21 protein-coding genes are annotated in these 19,553 nt (G+C 44.3%); 13 read left to right on the plus strand and 8 right to left on the minus strand.

Annotation, left to right across the window (positions count from 1 at the left end):
- Nucleotides 1-19: 19 nt before the first annotated feature.
- The 5 genes from J2T20_RS06760 to J2T20_RS06780 all read right to left on the minus strand — a co-directional run bounded on the left by J2T20_RS06760 (nucleotide 20) and on the right by J2T20_RS06780 (nucleotide 4,447).
- Complete coding sequence (locus tag J2T20_RS06760) at nucleotides 20-787, minus strand: threonine/serine exporter family protein (protein WP_307586820.1); 768 nt, start codon at nucleotides 785-787, stop codon at nucleotides 20-22.
- A 103-nt stretch (nucleotides 788-890) separates the two neighbouring features.
- Nucleotides 891-2,153, minus strand: a complete 1,263-nt coding sequence (locus tag J2T20_RS06765) for a DNA polymerase IV (RefSeq protein ID WP_307586822.1) — start codon at nucleotides 2,151-2,153, stop codon at nucleotides 891-893.
- Nucleotides 2,154-2,246: 93 nt separating this feature from the next.
- The gene (locus tag J2T20_RS06770) at nucleotides 2,247-2,828 is read right to left on the minus strand and encodes a YitT family protein (protein ID WP_307586824.1); all 582 of its coding nucleotides are present in this window, start codon (nucleotides 2,826-2,828) and stop codon (nucleotides 2,247-2,249) included.
- Nucleotides 2,829-2,965: 137 nt separating this feature from the next.
- Nucleotides 2,966-3,481 carry a DUF3231 family protein gene (locus tag J2T20_RS06775; RefSeq protein WP_307586826.1) on the minus strand — a complete coding sequence of 172 codons (516 nt, stop codon included), beginning with the start codon at nucleotides 3,479-3,481 and terminating at the stop codon, nucleotides 2,966-2,968.
- Nucleotides 3,482-3,574: 93 nt separating this feature from the next.
- Nucleotides 3,575-4,447, minus strand: coding sequence for a helix-turn-helix transcriptional regulator (locus J2T20_RS06780; protein WP_307586828.1), 873 nt, complete (start codon nucleotides 4,445-4,447; stop codon nucleotides 3,575-3,577).
- Nucleotides 4,448-4,576: 129 nt separating this feature from the next.
- On the opposite strand from J2T20_RS06780, the gene J2T20_RS06785 reads away from it, so the two are divergent.
- On the plus strand, nucleotides 4,577-6,571 hold the full coding sequence (locus J2T20_RS06785) for a glycoside hydrolase family 127 protein (RefSeq protein WP_307586830.1): 1,995 nt from the start codon (nucleotides 4,577-4,579) through the stop codon (nucleotides 6,569-6,571).
- Between the two features lie 112 nt (nucleotides 6,572-6,683).
- Here J2T20_RS06785 and J2T20_RS06790 read toward each other — a convergent pair whose 3' ends face one another.
- A complete protein-coding gene (locus J2T20_RS06790; protein ID WP_307586832.1) occupies nucleotides 6,684-9,119 on the minus strand; it encodes a GH36-type glycosyl hydrolase domain-containing protein in 2,436 nt (811 codons plus the stop codon).
- Between the two features lie 109 nt (nucleotides 9,120-9,228).
- The gene (locus tag J2T20_RS06795) at nucleotides 9,229-10,284 is read right to left on the minus strand and encodes a LacI family DNA-binding transcriptional regulator (RefSeq protein ID WP_307586834.1); all 1,056 of its coding nucleotides are present in this window, start codon (nucleotides 10,282-10,284) and stop codon (nucleotides 9,229-9,231) included.
- 209 nt (nucleotides 10,285-10,493) lie between these two features.
- Here J2T20_RS06795 and J2T20_RS06800 point away from each other — a divergent pair, with 209 nt between their 5' ends.
- On the plus strand, nucleotides 10,494-10,760 hold the full coding sequence (locus J2T20_RS06800; protein WP_307586835.1) for a hypothetical protein: 267 nt from the start codon (nucleotides 10,494-10,496) through the stop codon (nucleotides 10,758-10,760).
- 388 nt (nucleotides 10,761-11,148) lie between these two features.
- Entirely contained in the window at nucleotides 11,149-11,967 is an 819-nt protein-coding gene (locus tag J2T20_RS06805) for a DUF2935 domain-containing protein (protein ID WP_307586837.1), read from the plus strand.
- Between the two features lie 84 nt (nucleotides 11,968-12,051).
- Here the strand turns inward: J2T20_RS06805 and J2T20_RS25715 are convergent, their stop codons facing one another.
- Nucleotides 12,052-12,279 carry a DUF6199 family natural product biosynthesis protein gene (locus J2T20_RS25715; protein ID WP_373457764.1) on the minus strand — a complete coding sequence of 76 codons (228 nt, stop codon included), beginning with the start codon at nucleotides 12,277-12,279 and terminating at the stop codon, nucleotides 12,052-12,054.
- Between the two features lie 78 nt (nucleotides 12,280-12,357).
- On the opposite strand from J2T20_RS25715, the gene J2T20_RS06810 reads away from it, so the two are divergent.
- From J2T20_RS06810 to J2T20_RS06855, 10 genes are all read left to right on the plus strand, one after another.
- The gene (locus tag J2T20_RS06810) at nucleotides 12,358-12,570 is read left to right on the plus strand and encodes a hypothetical protein (protein ID WP_307586839.1); all 213 of its coding nucleotides are present in this window, start codon (nucleotides 12,358-12,360) and stop codon (nucleotides 12,568-12,570) included.
- A 154-nt stretch (nucleotides 12,571-12,724) separates the two neighbouring features.
- Entirely contained in the window at nucleotides 12,725-13,465 is a 741-nt protein-coding gene (locus tag J2T20_RS06815; RefSeq protein ID WP_307586841.1) for a hypothetical protein, read from the plus strand.
- A 3-nt stretch (nucleotides 13,466-13,468) separates the two neighbouring features.
- Nucleotides 13,469-13,864, plus strand: a complete 396-nt coding sequence (locus J2T20_RS06820) for a GntR family transcriptional regulator (protein WP_307586842.1) — start codon at nucleotides 13,469-13,471, stop codon at nucleotides 13,862-13,864.
- Entirely contained in the window at nucleotides 13,857-14,537 is a 681-nt protein-coding gene (locus J2T20_RS06825; RefSeq protein ID WP_307587216.1) for an ATP-binding cassette domain-containing protein, read from the plus strand. Before J2T20_RS06820 ends, J2T20_RS06825 begins: the two co-directional genes overlap by 8 nt.
- A gap of 15 nt (nucleotides 14,538-14,552) precedes the next feature.
- Nucleotides 14,553-15,461 (plus strand): NAD(P)-dependent alcohol dehydrogenase, encoded by a 909-nt coding sequence (locus J2T20_RS06830; protein WP_307586844.1) that lies wholly within the window; start codon nucleotides 14,553-14,555, stop codon nucleotides 15,459-15,461.
- Between the two features lie 23 nt (nucleotides 15,462-15,484).
- Nucleotides 15,485-15,910 (plus strand): hypothetical protein, encoded by a 426-nt coding sequence (locus J2T20_RS06835; RefSeq protein ID WP_307586846.1) that lies wholly within the window; start codon nucleotides 15,485-15,487, stop codon nucleotides 15,908-15,910.
- A gap of 28 nt (nucleotides 15,911-15,938) precedes the next feature.
- Entirely contained in the window at nucleotides 15,939-16,694 is a 756-nt protein-coding gene (locus tag J2T20_RS06840) for a DUF4386 domain-containing protein (RefSeq protein WP_307586848.1), read from the plus strand.
- A 162-nt stretch (nucleotides 16,695-16,856) separates the two neighbouring features.
- The gene (locus tag J2T20_RS06845; protein ID WP_307586850.1) at nucleotides 16,857-17,522 is read left to right on the plus strand and encodes a metalloregulator ArsR/SmtB family transcription factor; all 666 of its coding nucleotides are present in this window, start codon (nucleotides 16,857-16,859) and stop codon (nucleotides 17,520-17,522) included.
- Nucleotides 17,519-17,839, plus strand: a complete 321-nt coding sequence (locus J2T20_RS06850; RefSeq protein WP_307586853.1) for a DsrE/DsrF/TusD sulfur relay family protein — start codon at nucleotides 17,519-17,521, stop codon at nucleotides 17,837-17,839. Before J2T20_RS06845 ends, J2T20_RS06850 begins: the two co-directional genes overlap by 4 nt.
- A 51-nt stretch (nucleotides 17,840-17,890) precedes the next feature.
- Entirely contained in the window at nucleotides 17,891-19,186 is a 1,296-nt protein-coding gene (locus J2T20_RS06855) for an MFS transporter (RefSeq protein WP_373457765.1), read from the plus strand.
- Nucleotides 19,187-19,553 lie beyond the last annotated feature (367 nt).

Genomic DNA, 19,553 nt, shown 5'->3' on the forward strand with positions numbered 1-19,553 from the left:
ACCTCTTTCGCAGGGATGATTAAAAAAGTGAGAGTACTAGACCGATCCCGGTTCCGATCGCAAACGCCGTCAAAAAAGCGTCGGCTCCTTTGGATAGACCTGAGACCAAATGGCCAGCCATTAAATCACGAACCGCATTTGTGATGAGCAGCCCTGGCACTAATGGCATTACAGAACCAATAATAATTTTATCCATTTCCTGCCCTAAGCCTACCTGGACAGAATAAAAGGCGAGAAGACCTATTAGGAATGAGGCGGAGAATTCTGCAAAGAATCTTACTTGTACAATCCAATGCAAATAAATCACCGCTCCATATCCTAATCCTGATATAAACAACGCCGGGAGGGCGTCCCACAAGCTTCCTTTGAACATCACAGTGAAGCAGGCACCCGTTAGTGCTGCGGCAGCAATTTGCAGCCAAATAGGATAAGCATGGGCAGCGTCATCTACCTCACTGAGGCGCTCGCGCGCTTCAGCAGCTGTAATTTGGCGTTCGCTGAGACGGCGTGAGATGTCATTGACCTCGGATACCTTTTGTAAATCCGTTGTCCGCTCCGCGATTCGGAACAGCTTAGCGGGTTCGATCCTGCTGGTAGTGAACATAATAACGGTTGGCGTTACATAGCTATGGGCTCCCGGGAATCCGAGAGATGCCGCCATACGTGTCATAGTATCCTCTACTCGGTAAGTTTCCGCACCGCTCTGCAGCATGATTTTTCCGGCTAGAAGGCAGAGGTCAATAATTTCATGTATAGAAGTATTGCTGTTGTAGCCTGTGCTGTCCAACTTCTTTCGACCCTCCCCTAGAATGTTATATCTTACGATTGTCGCCTCATTGTTCGAAAATATCAACCCTTATCCCATTAATTAATAATTTTCCAGTCAAATTTTATTTATAATGTCCCCCGATCTTGCCGGCGCGTTCCTTGATCTGCCCAGAACCGGTAAATGAAGCGGCCCGTCCAATAATGGTATCGCCGTATTTATCCTTTAAGTCATCGGTGGCCCGTTCCAGTTCCCGGTAGCGGGGGCGTGATTCGAATAGCGTCAGCTGGTACTGGTTCTCATCGCTAAGATTGGAGAGACTGAGGTGGACCCGGCGTACGGGCTGACCATCCCAATGTACCCGAAATAGGGCTACGGCTGCTTCATATACCAGATTGGTGGCATTTGTCGGGTCACTCATGGTGACCTGCCTCGAAAAACCAGTAGGTTGATCGAAGCTGGCGCCTTGGCAGCCGACGGATACAACTGCACCGTTAACCTTCAGGTTACGGCACCGTCTGCATACCAACTCAGATAGTTCCAAGAGTATAGTCTTAATCTCCGGTAACGTGGGGTAATCCCGGGGAAGGGTCATCTGATGCCCGACGCTTTTGGGTGCTGCCTCATAGGTGGCCGGATTCACCGGGCTATCGTCCATACCGTTAGCGATTCGCCAGTACAGCTCTGCATCAATGTCGCATTTTTTGCGGAACTTCTCGCGCATCCGCCACTTTAGCTCAGCCAGAGGCATTTGGGCCAGATGCCCGATGGTAGTTAAGCCCATGCTTTGGAAATGGGCTGACATGCGGCGGCCTACCATGAACAGCTGACCAATGGGCTGCGGCCATAGCAATGCCGGAAGCTGCTCCTTGGAAAGAGAGAACAGGCCGTTGCCGTTCTTCTTCGCCCATAAATCGCAGGCCATCTTGGCGGTAACCTTGGAATAGCTGATGCCGATTCGAGTATACACACCCGTATCCCTGCGAATTACATCCTGAATAGCTACGGCAATCTGCCGTGGGCTGCCGAATAAGGACAGGCTGCCTGTAATATCAATAAATTGCTCATCGATGGAATAAGGCTCCACCAAATCACTGTATTTACGCAAAATGTCTGTGATTTGGGCGGAAACATCTATATAATGCTGCATCCGTGGTCTGGCCACGATCAGCTCAGGGCATTTGGTCAGTGCTTCCTTCAAGGTTTCAGCCGTAGTAATGCCGAAGGCCTTGGCTAGCGGGCAAGCCGCCAGTACAATTCCGCTCCGTCTGGCCGGATCTCCGGCAACGACCAGCGGTAGATTGCTGTACTGGGGATTAGAGGCTTTCTCAACAGAGGCATAGAAGCTTTGGCAGTCGGACAGCATAATGATACGTTCTTTTTTCATGGTTCACACGCTCCAAGGTGAGGGCTTAGCAGATTTATTATCATTATAATACGAACATATGATCGTGTATATGCATACTTATTTCCATTACGTTCAGGTTTCGAGGGTGCATAAGCCTGTTGCCACTCCGCCGGAGGCTATGGTTAAGATTGAATGCAGGAAAGTTTCCTTAGAAATGAGTAAACCGCCAGCACTAATAATCACAGCATCTGTCAAAAAGATCAGAAGTCCGACATTGATCGGAATGTACCTCTTCATAAATTGAGCGAGAAAATCTGTTCCCCCTGTACTAGCCTTAAAGCGCAGCATTAACCCCAAACCGCTTCCCATTAGAAAACCGCCAATGATAGCGGAGGAGATGGAGCCTAACTCAATATAATACAAAAAGTAGTACTTGAGTGGTCCTGTAACCTCGATTAGGAACGAAGAACATAGTAGACCCAACAGGCTGCTGTAAATGAGCTCCCGATCTTTGAACCAAGCTAGTAGGAGTATCGGCAAGCTGCACAGTAAGATAGATAATCCGATTTTGGTTCCGGTCATATAATTGAGAATAAGAGCTATCCCAATAATTCCCCCATCCAGAATTTTGTAGGGAACCAAAAAGAAGTTAGTTCCTGTTGCAATCAGTAAACTCCCCACAAGAATAACAACGTATGTAAGCCATGTTTGCATATTTAGCATCTCCACATTAAGGCATGTCTTATGAATATGCTTATCCTTGGAGAAACTTGCTGCAAGAAGTACTTTCAATATATATTTTGGGGGTTGCACACTAAAAAATCCTGCTTTCGCAGGATTTGAGAATAAGATTAAGCATTTACCAGTTCCCTATTTACCTGAAGCGGAGGGGGAACAAGCCAGCCCTTTTCTTTAGTTAGTCTTAGAATAGAGAGACCCAAATTTGCCTTAAGGGTATGCGTCTTTAAGAAAAGTGCGGCGATATCCTCACGGATGGACATGCCCATGATTTGACTGCAGTGAACCAGACCCACGGCAACGTTTGCAGATAGCATGGCTGCGATTTCAGGATCAGAGAACCGTGCACCCACAGGGATATCCTCCATCTTAGCGGTCGGACGGTCCGGCAGAGCAGGGGAAGGAAGAATTCCGTTATCTTTGAGCAGCTTGTCACAATCTTTAATTTCCCGGTGGGCCAGATCTATAAAGTCATCAATGACTCTTTTTAAGTCTTTATCCCCCGCATGGTAACGGTAGGCCTGCAGGCTGGAGAACATCGCTTTGGCTGCGGTGGAATACTGCCACAGACCCGATATTTCACCGTAATGCATCGGCTCGTCCTTCGGATTACCGTCTAGAATACCCATGTTAGCACACTCCTTTATAGATAAGTTATGAACGCTTATAGCTTGTCCGCAGGAGTCTTTCTTATTCTGCTGGGCCAGACCAAATGCCGCCAGTTAACGGGAATAGCGTTTGCGGAAGCGAAGCGGAGATATTCCGGTTTTATGGGCGAAACGCCTTGAAAAATAAGCGGTGCTCTCATAACCGACACGCTCTGCAATCCCGGATATGGAAATCTCTGTTTTGAGCAGCAGTAATTTAGCCTGCTCCAAACGGTAGTCTGTTAAATACTCCATGGGAGTGAGACCGTAGACACGCTTCATGCAGCGGGCAAGGTAATTATAATGAAAATGGAGGGCATCTGAGAGAGAGGCGTTGGTAATCGGTTCCGCATAATGATTACGAATATAGGCCTCCGTTTTCTCGGCTATTCCTGCAGTGGTGCTTCCAGCAGAATCATGCTGGGCTAGATCCATCATTCGGAGCAGCTCTTCAAAAATACGCTGCTGCTGCCACACCGCATGGGAGCGTCGTCCACTGGACAGCTGCAGCAGCATCTCCAGTTGGGCTTTACGCTCCAAAAAGTCAGGCAGTGGTCCGAATTGCGGCACTCGGATAGTATAGGGATGTGTGAGAAACTGCCGCAAGTGTGCTTCACGGTTGATATAAGCAGGATCACCCTCCGCCTGAACCCAGTCCCCAACCGTATGAAAGTGGACCCACATAAACGTGGTAATCTCCTCACATGGTTTGACGGCATAGTGATAATGATCCGGGAGCAGTAGTAACGTGTGACCAGCCGGCACCTCCCACTGGCTGTTCTCTTCACCCATAAATAAACATCCCTGTTCCACAATAAGTAAGTCAAATACACCAATGCGTTTCCGATTTGGGTGTTGATCTCCAGGCTGATATACAGTGCGGTCACATTCCAGAAAATAAGGAAACGGCGGGGCGGCCAGATGAATGTATGAAGGGTTATTTTCCATAAAGAGGCTCCTTTGATTTGTGTGAAATAGTGCAAAAACACGGTTGCTTATGATTGTATTTTTAATTTATTTTACAGTCTATAATTTCAATTAGCGAGTACAAAATAGGATAACTGAAAGGGAGATTTCATGAGCAAAATAGGGAACGACGCAGCGTCCACTAACACTATTCATCCTGGCATAGGAGGTTCTCCTCAGCAGGTGACTATTCAGGATAACTTTTGGGGCCGTTACATTCGTCTGGTTCAGGATGTGGTAATTCCTTATCAATATGAGGCTCTGCATGACAGAGTACCGGAAGCCGAGCCGAGCTATGCGGTATCTAATTTCGAGATTGCAGCAGGCCGAAAGAAGGGCGAGTTCGGAGGAATGGTTTTCCAAGACAGCGATTTGGCGAAGTGGCTGGAAGCTGTAGGTTATTCTTTGAGCATCAAACGTGATTCCGAGCTGGAGCAACAGGCCGATGAGCTTATCGATCTGATTGGCGAGGCTCAGCAGGCTGACGGGTATTTGAATACTTATTTTACAATTAAAGAGCCGGAGAAACGCTGGACCAACTTGAACGAGTGTCACGAGCTTTATTGTGCCGGTCATTTTATTGAAGCTGCTATTGCGTACTATGAAGCCACTGGTAAAAGAAAACTGTTGGACATTATGTGCAGAATGGTAGATTATATTGATTCTGTTTTTGGTCCGGAGGAAGGGAAGCTTAAGGGCTATGATGGTCATCAGGAGATTGAACTGGCGCTCGTTAAATTGTACCGTCTTACAGGGGAAGAGAAGTATCTGAAGCTTAGCAGCTTTTTTATTGACGAGAGAGGGCAAGCGCCGTATTTTCTTTTGCAGGAATGGGAGAAGCGCGGGCGGAACAGCCATTGGAGCGGGATGAAGACGGACAGCTTGGATTTAAAATATAACCAGTCCCACGCTCCAGTAAGAGAGCAGACGGTGGCAGTTGGACATTCGGTCCGCGCTGTTTACATGTACACGGCTATGGCTGATCTAGCTGCTATTACAGGTGATAAGGAGCTATACAATGCTTGTGTGAGATTGTGGAACAATATGGCTGACAAGCAGCTGTATATCACTGGAGGGATCGGTTCTACGCATATAGGCGAAGCGTTTACGTTCGATTACGATCTGCCTAACGATACGGTATATGCAGAGACTTGCGCTTCAATCGGCCTAATCTTTTTTGCACAAAGAATGCTGAGACTGAGCCCGGATGCCCAATATGCGGATGTTATGGAACGGGCTCTATATAACAATGTACTGGGTTCTATGGCTCAGGATGGTAAGCATTATTTCTATGTGAATCCGCTGGAAGTGTGGCCTCAAGCCTGCACCTGCAATCCCGGCAAGCATCATGTTAAATCCGAGCGCCAAGGATGGTTCGGCTGCTCCTGCTGCCCGCCTAATGTAGCCCGCTTGTTAACCTCGCTTAACCGGTTTATTTACACGACCCACGGGGATACACTTTACACCAATTTGTATATTGGCAGCGAAGTGGTAACGGAGCTGGGAGGTACGGCAGTTAGCATACATCAGCAATCTGAGTTTCCGTGGGATGGGACGGTCACAATGAAGGTTAATCCCGCAGCCGAAGCTGAGTTTGGGCTTGCCTTGCGTATTCCGTCATGGAGTAAAGGAATGGAGATTAGAATCAATGGAGCGGCGATCTCGATGGATGAAAGTGTTGAGCAGGGATACCGGATTATCCTCAGAACGTGGAGAGCTGGGGATGTGATCGAGGCACAGGTGCCTATGGAGGCGCATCGTATATATGCCCATCCGAACTTGAGGGCGGATGCTCACAAAGTCGCCATTCAGCGCGGACCGCTGGTGTATTGCCTCGAAGGTGCAGATAATGGGGAACCTTTAAGCTCTATTTCCTTAAGCGAAGGTGGAACCTTCACTGAAACGTTTGACGAGACGCTGCTAGGCGGTGCGGTAGTGGTTGAAGGGAGCGGCTCACGAATAGATCAACAGGGATGGACCGGGGGGCTGTATGGAACGGAGAAGGCACCGATTGAAACGGTTGCTATAAAAGCTGTTCCGTATTATTTATGGGGGAACCGCGGTAGCGGAGAGATGAAGGTATGGATACCTGAAGACAAAGCATAATCTATATATCTCATAAAAAAAAGCAACCCGTGCCTTACCGCTGTTTAGCGGATGGGCCGGGTTGCTTTTTAACTTACGAATTATTGCTTTTTAACTTATGAATTATCGCATTTTAGCCAAGGACTACAACTACTTGATGCACAGCGCCGTCGCCCACAGGAGCAATGATGTTGCCTTCAACAGCTACTCCGTCAAGCGTGAGACTTGCTACGCCTTTAGATACATGGTTCGGGTTCTTAATTTGGATTACATACGTATCTCCGCGGAATACGCGGGTGATTTCGAAGCTGTCCCACTCTGTAGGGATACAAGGATCAACCTTCAGCCCGTTGAAATCCGCTTGTATACCGAGAATGGATTGGGTAATCGCTACATAGTTCCAAGCAGCGGTACCGGTTAGCCAAGAGTTTTTCGCTTCACCGTGACGGATTGCATCTTTACCGGCGATCATTTGCGAATATACATAAGGCTCCATACGGTGGATTTCGCTAATGTCCTCCAAGTAGGAAGGAGCAATCTTTGTATACAGTTCAAATGCTCTGTCGCCATGGCCCAGCATGGTCTCAGCTATCATTATCCACGGGTTGTTGTGACAGAAAATACCAGCGTTTTCTTTGTATCCTGGTGGATACGTCGAAATTTCACCCAGGTTAAGATAATACTTGGAATAAGGAGGTTGTTGCAAGACGATACCGTATTTAGTATCCAGACGTTCTTGAACGGACGTAAGGGCTTTTTCAGCTTTACCGTTCTCTACGCCGATACCGGCCATAACACAAATGCCTTGCGGCTCGATAAAGATTTGGCCTTCTTCATTTTCCTTGCTGCCAATCTTGTCGCCGTAGTGGTCATAAGCGCGCAGGAACCAGTCGCCGTCGAAGCCGTGTGTCAAAGTAATTTCACTCATGTTCTTGATTTTGTTTTCCGCATCAACGGCAACATCATCAAGTCCGCGCATCCGGCAAATTTCAGCATAATCTGGACCAACGAAGACGAAGAGACCCGCGATAAAGACGGATTCAGCTACACGACCTTCAATGTTGGCAGTCGTTTGGAAAGACTCACCCGGCTCTTTGGAGAAACAGTTCAAGTTCAGACAGTCATTCCAGTCCGCACGGCCGATCAGCGGCAAGCCATGAGGTCCGAGGTTATTCGTTACATGTTCGAAGGAAAGTCTCAAGTGCTCGAATAGGGTAGCTGTGTTATTTGGATCGCTGTCGAACGAAACTTGCTCATCCAGAATGGACGTATCTCCGGTTTCTTTGATGTAAGCAGCTGTTCCCAAGATCAACCAAAGTGGATCATCGTTGAAGCCGGTACCGACTTCATTGTTGCCCTTTTTCGTAAGCGGCTGATACTGGTGATAAGCACTGCCGTCTTCAAATTGGGTAGCTGCGATATCCAGAATACGCTCTTTAGCGCGTTCAGGTATTTGATGCACGAAGCCGAGCAAGTCCTGGTTGGAATCCCGGAAGCCCATACCGCGGCCGATGCCGGATTCGAAGTATGAAGCAGAACGGGACATATTGAAGGTAACCATACATTGGTACGGATTCCAGATGTTAACCATACGGTTAAGCTTGTCGTCACCGCTTTGGATCTGATATTTGGACAGCAGGTTGTCCCAGTGTGCAGCCAGAACAGCTAGAGCAGCGTCTACTTGAGCGTCAGTAGCGAACTGTTCGATGACAGCCAGAGCCGGTTTTTTGTTGATGACATTCAGAGCTTCCCATTTCTCATCTTCAGGGTTCTCGATATAGCCGAGCACGAAGATGAAGCTTTGCTCTTCGCCTGGTTCCAGCGTGATGTTCAGGGCATGGGAACCAATCGGCGACCAGCCGCTGGCTACCGAATTGGTAGCTTCACCGGCAGCAACTGCCTGCGGAGCATCCAAGCCATTGTACATGCCTACGAAGGATTCGCGGTCTGTATCGAAGCCGGCGATTTCTTTATTTACCGAGTAGAAAGCGTAGTGGTTTCTACGTTCGCGGTATTCGGTTTTGTGATAAATGACAGAATCCTTGACTTCCACCTCACCGCAGCTCAGGTTGCGCTGGAAGTTGGTCATGTCGTCCTGTGCGTTCCATAAGCAGAATTCGGCAAAAGAGAACAGCTTCACGGATTTCTTCTCTGTGCCGGTATTCTTCACCACAAGACGATGCACCTCAGCATTGTGTCCCATCGGTACGAAAGCGAGCTGATTTACGGAAATGCCATTACGTTCGCCAGTGATGGAGGTATAGCCCAGACCATGGCGGCACTCGTAGAAATCGAGATCGCGCTTAACCGGCATCCAGCCCGGGGTCCAGAAATCACCGTCGTCATACAGATAGTAGTAGCGTCCGCCTGTATCCAGTGGAATATTGTTATACCGGTAACGGGTAAGTCTTCTCATCCGGGCATCCCGGTAGAAGGTGTAACCCCCGGCAGTGTTGGAGATCAGGCCGAAAAACTGCTCGTTGCCGAGGTAGTTGATCCAAGGGTAAGGCGTTTTTGGGGTGTTAATTACATACTCTTTACGAGTGTCGTCAAAGGTTCCGAATTTCATGAGTGAAAAGTCTCCTTTCGATTGTGAACGCGCGTTTATTTTGGCGGGAAAAAAGTCCCTCGGGGAAGGGAAGGGTTCATACATTTAAATACTTCTCTCTCGAAGGTTGCTACTTCTTCGGGTGCTGGCAGGAATCTCTTTCGACCAGCCGCGCCGGGAAGCTGATTGTACTAAAGGTAGGCTGCTCTGAATCGCACAGCTCAATAACCTTTTCTACGGCAGCCTTGGACATTTCATAAATCGGCAGTTTTACAGAGGTCAACTTGGGTTGAATACGGGATGCCATTTGGATATCATCGAATCCGGCAATGGACATATCCTCAGGGATAGATATTCCATGCTCCGATAACGCTTCCATTACCGATATGGCCATATCATCGTTGGCAGAGAAGAACGCGGTCGGCAAGGATTCTCCTGATGTCAGCAGATTCTTGATTTCCTCATAAGCCAACTCTTTCAAAAAGTCACCTTTCAGGATGAACCTTTCATTCAGAGGCAGGCCATGTTTCTTCAACGTATCCTCATAAGCCATATAACGTTCCCGTCCGGAATACGTATTCATTTGTCCGCAGATCATGCCGATTTCCCGATGGCCCAAACCTATCAAATATTCGATAGCTTCTGTCGTACCCTCGTAGTCTTTAGAGTTCACGATGGCCAGATGATTACGGTCTAGATGCTCAGCCATAATCTCTGAAATGTCATAATCAATAAGGACGAGCGGGGAGTTCAAACCTACCATCTCCCGAACGATATTGATATCCTTCTGAGTGCCGACGATGATGCCGCCGTCAATCCGTTTCTGCAGGAAAGCCTGCTTCACCTTCAGGAAATCATCGGGAGAGTATACGGTATGGATCAGTACATAACATCCGCGTGCATTCGCCGTGTCAACTACCGCATCGACGAAGGGAGCGAAGTAATTATTCTGATAAATCCGGGTCGTGTTCTCCTTCTCACTCATACTGATTGCGAACAGCCCAATCGTATCCGTCTTCTTGCCGGCCAGAGCACGGGCAAAGCTATTCGGTTCGTATTGATGCTGCTCAATGACCTTCAACACCTTGGCACGAGTCTCTTCAGGGACATTGGTGTAATTGTTGATCACACGGGATACCGTACTACGGGAAACCCCGGCCAACTTAGCTATATCTTCGCTGCGCATGGTGTCCCCTCTTTCATAAACGCGCGTTTATGAGCTTATTGTAGAATATATTGAGACAGAAATCAATCATAAAAATGAATGAAATAGGAACTGACAGAATGAAAAAGACAAATAAGTATCAAATGAGAACGCTTTTCTTAGTTATTTTGGAAAAAAGAGGTAAGCTATCATCGTTGTCGAATATAATGGTAAACATGGAGGTGACAAATATGGCTGCCACAAAGACATTAATCTATCAAATTCTCAAGATCATTGAAGTTGGTAAAGAACCGGTATTAGGAGACTTTGAAGGAGCAACCTTAGACGGATTTCACAGCGCTTTACAACAGATAGTAGAGAATAAGTTGGCCCACAATATTAGTTTTTCGCGCGGAAAAGGGAAGAAGAATCAAGCACTTATAGCCCATACCAGTGAAGCTAAATTGACTTCGCAAGGAATTAACTATATTCATATACAGGAGGCCAGAAGTTCCTAGGGGCTTACATACAAGTGTATGGAGAAAAGGGTGGGGTTCGTTGAAGGGAATTTTCATATGGAAATCGAGGCGTAGTAGAACCCGTAAAAAAAGCACCCTAAACAGGGTGCTTTTTTGTATGACTTCAATAAGAATTTTATTTGATTCCCAGCATCATTAAAATACAGTTAGCCAGTTCGGTACCATGTGCACCACAGGTATGTATGCATTGAGCTATAACTGAACCCATTATTAAGTCACCTCCTCAAAGCTTTATATTTCATTTATACACCTAAAATGTGTAGATAGTATGAAGAGAGGTAAACCAGCTGATGAATTCGGATAACATAATGGACAAAATAACTCCATATACCTGTAGCAAGTGATATTTTGCGAAGGGGGAGTAAGTTTGGACGTTTTTGTTGCCCGTTCATTAGATGAAATAAGGTTTTGGTCCAGAATCATGAAAGAGCATGCCCTTTTTCTTGGGTTGGGCTTTAGAGCTGAGGATACTCAACTTAAAAGCGAAGCTAATCGTTTTTATACTATATTTGAGAATATTGAGAGAAGGTCGCATGAGTACCAAATGGATGCAGATCCAAACATGATTAAGGACTTTAATACAGAGGTTCGTGTTGCAACGACTAATATTTGGGCATTTAAAAGAATGGTGCTAGGGCTTATACTGCAGTGCAAACTTCCGGGAGGAACTAATTTTCCTTTGTTAGTCGATCATGTAAGCAGGGAGGCTAATTATTTCAGGAACCGCTTGGATGAACTCAATTCAGGAACATTAGAACCATTACCGGATGCTATTATCGATGAAAATGTCTTTTTCCTAAAAATCATGGCTGATCACGCTAAATTTATCGGGCATCTGCTGGATCCATCCGAACGTAAATTGGTCGATCAAGCCAAGGAGTTTAGTAATGACTTTGATACGCTGATGTTCCAAGCTGCTGATTTGAGCAGTATGCGTCCGCAATCTCAGACCGTCCCCTTACTGAGTCAGTTTGTTGATGAGAATCGAGTATCAGTGAAGTCATTGCGTGATTTCAAGAAAACAGCACGTGATTTAATCGAAGAATGCCGGATAAAAAGCATCATTCATCCGTTGTTGGCGGATCATGTATTCCGTGAAGCTGAACGTTTTCTATATATCCTCGATATGTTTGATCAATCTTTATCGGGTGTTAAGGTAAACAAGAGGGAAATATTGCACTCCTAATTGGTTAATAGGATATGAATTGAAAAAACGAGCTGTCAGCGGCTCGTTTTTTTGTCGAAGTGATCTCTGGAAATACAAGGGGAATTAGAGCAGTAGTTTTAGAAGGCTAACTATTAAGAAAAATGACCCCATTACTATAACTACCAGGCCACCGAATTTCATAGAGAGTATATACCCTTCGCTTGGCTCCGAGTCCCCTTTGACTTTCCATCCTTCACTCATGCGCCACCCAAACGTAGGGTTACGGATAGCAAATATGCCATATCCGATTAATAGGACTCCGATTAACAGGACTCCGATAAATACAAACATTAGATCATCCCCTTTAATTAGAAATACGAAAACCTGTATGGAATGTTCCACCAAAAATTACTAAGGAGATGAAGTAGGATGTCAACAAGTTCAGGAACATTTTTCGTTGGGGGTTTAGGTTTTTTTTCAATATTTATCTGGTTAGTGACAGTAGGAATGGGGTTATGCGCGTTTGTGTTATTTGTCAAAATGGCCCTTAGAGTAATCGCAGCCTTGGACTTATACATATATGCTAAAAATCGCGAAATACGCACTCATTATGAATCGCCAAAAATGGAGGAGATGAATTAGAACTACTCGAAAATACGTACACAGGAAGTAATGAGGGTTTTTCCTTCGTTGCTTCTTTTTTTTTATTGCCTATTTACATGAATCGATGAATTAGTGTATTATTGCCGTAGTACACTAATTCATTGGTTCAATTCATTGAGAAGGGGAGATCGGGATGAGAGCATGGGCAGCTTTATTGAAAAAAGATTTTAAATTAACAAGAACCGTGTTTTTCGTAGGACTTGTAATTAATTTGTTGATGGTAATGTTGACGATATATTTGGGGACGATAGCAGGTAATACATTGCTTATGTTTATTCCTTTAGTAGTTGCTGTTGTTTTTCATGCTTTATATGTTCCGATTATTGTGTTTATCAGTTTGAGGATAGAGGTGAATCAGCTGCATTTGTGGCTGCATAATCCCCAACCAGCTTCTACATTGTTAATTAGTAAAATTGTAAACGGGCTTATTATGATCGTGATTTCCTTATTGATGTTATATGTGATGTCGGGATTGCTGGTTATACCTAAGTTCAACTTATTTGAAGCGTATTGGGCGGATACTTGGATATCAGCATTAATCATTTTCCCCCATATTATTATGATCTCTACAGCAATTGGCGTTTGGGTGTTATTTCTTTGGGCGCTATTCCAATTTGTTAAGAATACAATCGGGCGTTGGAGCTGGTTAGTAGTTATTGGGGCTGTTATCATACCACCTTGGGCATCTGCCCTATTCGAATCCACTAATCTATATCGATTAGTAACTAGATGGGGGAACATTACCTATGATTTCCCTACATTTTCAATAGATCCTTTACAAACCTATGCAGGAGAATATCTCTATAACTTCATTATTATCATTGGAGTGTTCTTTCTGACCGCGTGGATCATGGACAACAAAGTTGAGGTGTAAACGATGGATGACTTTAATGCTTCAAAGCCAATTTATCTGCAATTAGCAGATCGAATTAATCGACAAATTGTAAGCAAAGAATTGAAAGCAGGGGAGAAGCTTCCTTCTGTCCGTGATATGGGGATAAAATACAGTGTTAATCCAAACACAATTCAGCGTACTTACAGTGAGTTAGAGCGTGAAGGCATTCTGGAAACGAGAAGAGGCCAAGGTACATTTGTTACGGAACAAGAAGATCGGTTGGTTCAACAACGAGAACATTTGAAACATGAGCAGATACAGTTATTCGTCGAGGTCATGCAGGAAATGGGATACAGCTCATCTGAGATGATTTCAGGGCTGAAAGACCACTTAGACAAATTTGAGATAGGAGATGAGCAGCGTGATTCAAATGACTAATGTTTCTAAAAAATATATGAAACAGTCTGCACTTAAGGACATTTCATTATCTTTGCCTATAGGTAAAATCATTGGCATTGTGGGTGAGAACGGCAGTGGGAAGTCAACGCTACTCAGACTTATTTCCGGACTATCCCTTCCCACGAGTGGGAGTGTAACGGTAAATGGAGAAAGAGCCAATCGAAGAATCAGCAAAGTCGTTTCCTATTTATCGGAGGTTGGTTCTTTTTATCACATATACACAGTAAAAGAAGCAATGGATTTTCAAGCTTCCCAGTTTACTGACTTTAACATGGCTAAAGCGGATGAAATCATGAAGTTTATGCAGCTGGAGCCTGATATGAAAATTAAAAATCTCTCCAAAGGAAATCGCGGTCGACTAAAAATCATGCTTACTTTGGCCAGAGAAGTACCCTACCTTTTGATGGATGAGCCATTTTCCGGACTTGACCCTATGGTGCGGGAATCCATCGTTAGAGGAATGATTTCTTATGTTGACTTGGAATCTCAGACATTAATCATGACGTGTCACGAGACTACGGAAATCGAATCATTACTGGACAGCTTCATTGCGATCAAAGAGGGTTCATTACTTAGAATGGCTGATGTGGAAGAATTACATGAATTAGAGGGTCTCAGTATCACGGGATGGATGAAGAAGAATTATGTTTAGTAGGAGGGGATAAATATGAAAGCAATGGTCTACTCCAAATACGGATCTCCCGATGTTCTTCATCTGAAAGAGGTAGAAAAACCTACACCCAAGGACAATGAAATATTGGTGAAAATATATGCGACAACGGTAACTGCAGGGGACTGGCGTATGCGGAAGGCTGACCCATACCTAGCAAGACTTTACAATGGTCTTTTAAGGCCCAAAAAAGTACAAATCTTAGGATTTGAGTTAGCTGGAGAAGTTGAAGCCCTAGGCAAAGGTGTAACACGGTTTGAGAAAGGTGATCAAGTTTTTGCATGCACTGGTATTAGCTTTGGTGCATATGCCGAGTACAGATGTCTATCTGAAGATGGAATGGTAGCCGTCAAACCGACTAATGTCACCTATGAGGAGGCCGCCGCTGTTCCTGTTGGGGGAATTACCGCGTTAAGTTATCTTAGAAAAGGAAATATCACGGGTGGAACGAAGGTACTGATTTATGGAGCGTCTGGAAGTGTAGGTACTTATGCGGTACAGCTTGCCAAATATTATGGGGCGGATGTAACAGGGGTATGCAGTACTACGAATCTTGAAATGGTGAAATCTATAGGCGCCGATAGAGTAATTGATTATACGAAACAGGATTTCACAGCAAGTGAAGAACGTTTTGATTTAATCTTTGATGCCGTTGGGAAAAAAACATCGAAAATAACAAAATCAACATGCAAGAAGGTGCTTCACCCGAACGGGAAATATGTGAGTGTGGACATGTCAGAAAAGCAACGTATTGAAGATCTAATCCTTCTGAAAGAGCTTACTGAGGCTGGTAAGATCAAGCCGGTCATAGACAGAAGCTATTCATTTGAACAGATTCCCGATGCTCATAGGTACGTTGAGAAAAAACACAAAAAGGGGAACGTGGTCATCACTGTAACGAAATAAATTCAAAAAAGGAGACGGAACAAATGGATGCTAACAGGGCTGTTAGAATGAACGAGGTCTCGTTGTTTCGTCTTTATTTACTGAGGGGACTGTACCTTCTTATCATCGTGGGACTCGGTATCGTGGTATGGCCTGGAGTCATCCACCAAGAAGAGCCGTGGGAACTGATGGAAGGAGTGGTCGCCTGCATGCTGGCCGCCTTTTCGGCTCTTTCAGTTCTAGGACTGCGGTATCCGCTGCAAATGTTGCCTTTACTTCTATGGGAATTGGTATGGAAGTCGATTTGGCTGATCGTTGTTGCGCTCCCACTGTGGTTCTCCGGTCAAATGGATGAGTCAACCTGGGCGACGGCCTCATCCTGCTTGCTGGTCGTGATTTTTCCTTTCGTCATTCCTTGGCGCTATGTGTTTACACACTACGTGAAGAAGCACGGCGATCGGTGGCACTGAAAAAGTATAGAAAGAAGGGAACTAACTAATGAATACCAATAAGAAAAGAGCAATGCTTGTAGGAGTTCTATTTATACTTGCTGCGGTTACTTCAATATTTGGTCTTATTTTATATGATCCTATCCTTAATGGCCCCGATTATCTAATTCAAGGTTCTGAAAATGCAAACCAGGTCATACTTGGAGCGGTTTTCGAATTAATTCTGGTCTGTTCAGCTATTGGCACTTCGATTACATTGTTTCCATTACTAAGAAAGCAAAATGAAAGTCTAGCTCTTGGGTATGTTTGTTTCAGGTTTCTTGAAGCCGTAATTATTACTGTGGGTGTAATCAGCGTATTGTCCTTATTGACCTTAAGTCAGGAATTCGTAAAAGCAGGAGCACCGAATGCATCCTCTTTTCAAACATCAGGTTCATTATTAAAAGCCGTACACGACTGGACCTTTATGTTAGGCCCTAATTTCATGCTGGGCATCAATACGATGATGTGCAGTTATCTACTCTATACATCAAAACTCGTTCCCCGATTTATTTCCGTCATGGGTCTTACCGGAGCAACACTAATCTTTCTTGCAGCCATCTTAGAAATGTTCGGTATCATTCTTCAACTTTCAACGTGGGGAGCCATTTTGGCGATACCGGTAGCCCTTTATGAAATGACTCTAGCGATATGGCTCATAGTTAAAGGATTCAATGAGGTGTTAAATGCTCATCACAATCCTTTGGTGATTCAGAAACAGAACTACATGTTGGAAGATGAAATTAAAGCTCAGAAAATTCTTTGAGAACAATTAGATAGATTTTAAAGAGGTGTGCTTACTTCAGCACACCTCTTTTTTTCAGATGTTAGACTGACGTTTGGCTGACAAGCAAGTTGACATTCAAACAGGAATAACATAAAGTTAAACTATTCAATAAATTAATTGAATAGTTGAGGGGTGTTTAGTGTGAAAGAGAGAGAATTTAAAGATGAGTTATTTACAGAATTCGCTCGCATTGGCAAGTGTTTATCTAGCCCAAAAAGATTAGAGATCCTTGATGTACTTACACAAGGTCCAAAATCAGTAGAGAGGATATCCCAAATCACTTCAATGTCTATCGCAAATGTTTCTCAACATTTGCAATCTCTTTATTACGCGAAGCTTGTTGATTTTAGAAAGCGTGGAAATTTCGTTTATTATGAATTAGCCGATCCAGCTGTTTTGCATTTCTTGAACTCTTTTTATGATCTTTCAGAGAAACAATTGATTGAAGTACAGCACATAAAGGAACAATTTATGGGCCAATTTTCAGAAGTTGAAGCAGTATCAATGGACGAATTATTAAAACACTTAGAGTCTGGAGAGATTACTCTTCTGGATGTACGGCCTAAAGATGAATATGACGCAGCTCATATTCCAGGCGCACTATCGATCCCAATTGAAGAACTGGCTGAGCAGTTATCCGCTTTGCCACAAGACACAAAAATTGTCGCTTATTGCCGTGGACCTTATTGCTTGATGGCTATTAAAGCTATTGAGTTGCTTAAAGCTCAGGGGTTTGATGCGAGTCGTTTGGATAAAAGCGTTCATGAATGGAATGACTATGTAGGTAAGGAAGTGTTAGCTCCATGAAGTTAGGGATTATTCTCCAAACAAAAGAGTCTGAGAAAGCGTGGAATGCGTTTCGATTCGCTAACGCGGCACTAAAGAAACAACATAAAGTTAGGTTTTTCTTAATGGGAGAAGCCGTAGAATGTGAGTCTATTACCCATCCACAACATAATGTATTTGAACAAATGACAACTTTTAATGTTCAAGGTGGAGAATTGTTGGCTTGCGGGGCATGCTTGAAGTCTAGAGAGTTGGAAGATTCAACTCAGTGTCCTATCTCCACAATGAATGATTGTGTAGAACTCGTTGAGTGGGCCGATAAGACGGTGACATTTTAACGTTGCACAAAAAACTTAGTTCAATGCTGTGGAAGGATGTTTTGAATGCATATGTCGAAATCCTCAATCAAACAAGAAGAAATAATAAATAGTTACATTGAATCACCGGATAAACAGCGAAAACTGTATCGTCGCACACTAGTTACTGTTATATTTTCTCAGATATTCGGAGGTGCAGGACTTGCAGCTGGAGTAACTGTGGGAGCTTTACTGGCTCAGGATATGCTTGGCACAGATGACTTCACTGGTGTTCCAACAGCTTTATTTACGCTTGGTTCAGCAGTTGCAGCTTTGTTGGTCGGAAGAATATCTCAGAAGCATGGTAGAAGATTTGGATTGGGTTTAGGATTTATTACAGGTGGTATAGGAGCAATTGGTGTTATAATAGCTGCCGTTCTAAATAGTATTTGGCTGCTCCTTCCCGCCCTTCTTGTTTACGGTGCAGGAACTGCAACTAATTTGCAGGCCCGATATGCCGGTACAGATTTAGCAAACTCAAAACAGAGAGCAACAGCGGCAAGTATGGCGATGGTATTCACAACAATTGGAGCAGTGGCCGGACCGAATCTTGTTAACGTAACAGGAGAGTTTGCAGTTTCAATGGGTATTCCCAGTCTAGGCGGACCATTTATTTTAGCAGCAGCGGCATATATATTAGCTGGTATTATACTGCTCATATTCCTTCGTCCTGATCCGCTTCTGATCGCGAATGCTCTCGCCGTTCGTTCAGTTGGTGCCAGACAATATACTGATAATCAATTGGGACAGCCATTAGAGCGAAGAGGTGTAATTCTTGGGGCTTCGGTCATGATTTTAACTCAGATTGTTATGGTTGCGATTATGACAATGACACCAGTACATATGAAGCATCATGGACATGGGCTGGGTGATGTAGGCTTAGTTATAGGATTTCATATCGGTTCAATGTATCTCCCGTCTTTAATTACTGGTATATTGGTTGATAAAATCGGACGCAAGATAATGGCTGTTGCTTCAGGTGTAACATTACTTACTTCGGGGGTTGTAGCTGCACTTGCACCTGCCGACTCAATGGTTATGTTAATAGTCGCTCTTTCACTTCTAGGATTGGGATGGAATTTTGGCTTAATTAGTGGAACTGCTTTAATTGTAGACTCAACAACGCCTACGAATAGAGCCAAAGTACAAGGATCAGTAGATGTTCTAATAGCATTGGCGGGTGCCTCCGGAGGAGCATTATCAGGGATGGTGGTTGCACATTCGAGCTATGCAGCTCTCTCTTTTACTGGTAGTATCCTTTCTTTATTACTAATTCCGATCATGTTTTGGCCGTACAACAGAGGAAGTAACTTAAATAATCAAGGATAGAGAAAGAACAAGGCTACAAATAACAAAATTTAGTTCCATAAACTAGCGGCAGCTTAGGACTTTTATTTCGGTCCAAGGTTGCCGCTGTTTTGACATTAGGCACCGGTTTAAACGTATGTATCGAATAAGGATGCTTCTTACGAAAACAATTAGTAATTATTTTCATGCGTTTGCGGGTAATGTTATCCTGATGAAATTGTAATCCCCGACAGAATCTCTCTGCGTTTCATTAACGGCAGTCCTCGTAGATTCTGACCTTTGTATGTAGTATATCAAAAACGGTATAATAAGCCGGCAGTGTGGCTGTAAGGCGTTGTATTTTATCTGTCTTTAGTGCTTAAAACTGACTCATCACCGACTCAAAGTC

It is taken from the genome of Paenibacillus wynnii (genome assembly GCF_030812855.1).
Classification (GTDB): domain Bacteria; phylum Bacillota; class Bacilli; order Paenibacillales; family Paenibacillaceae; genus Paenibacillus_AQ; species Paenibacillus_AQ wynnii_A.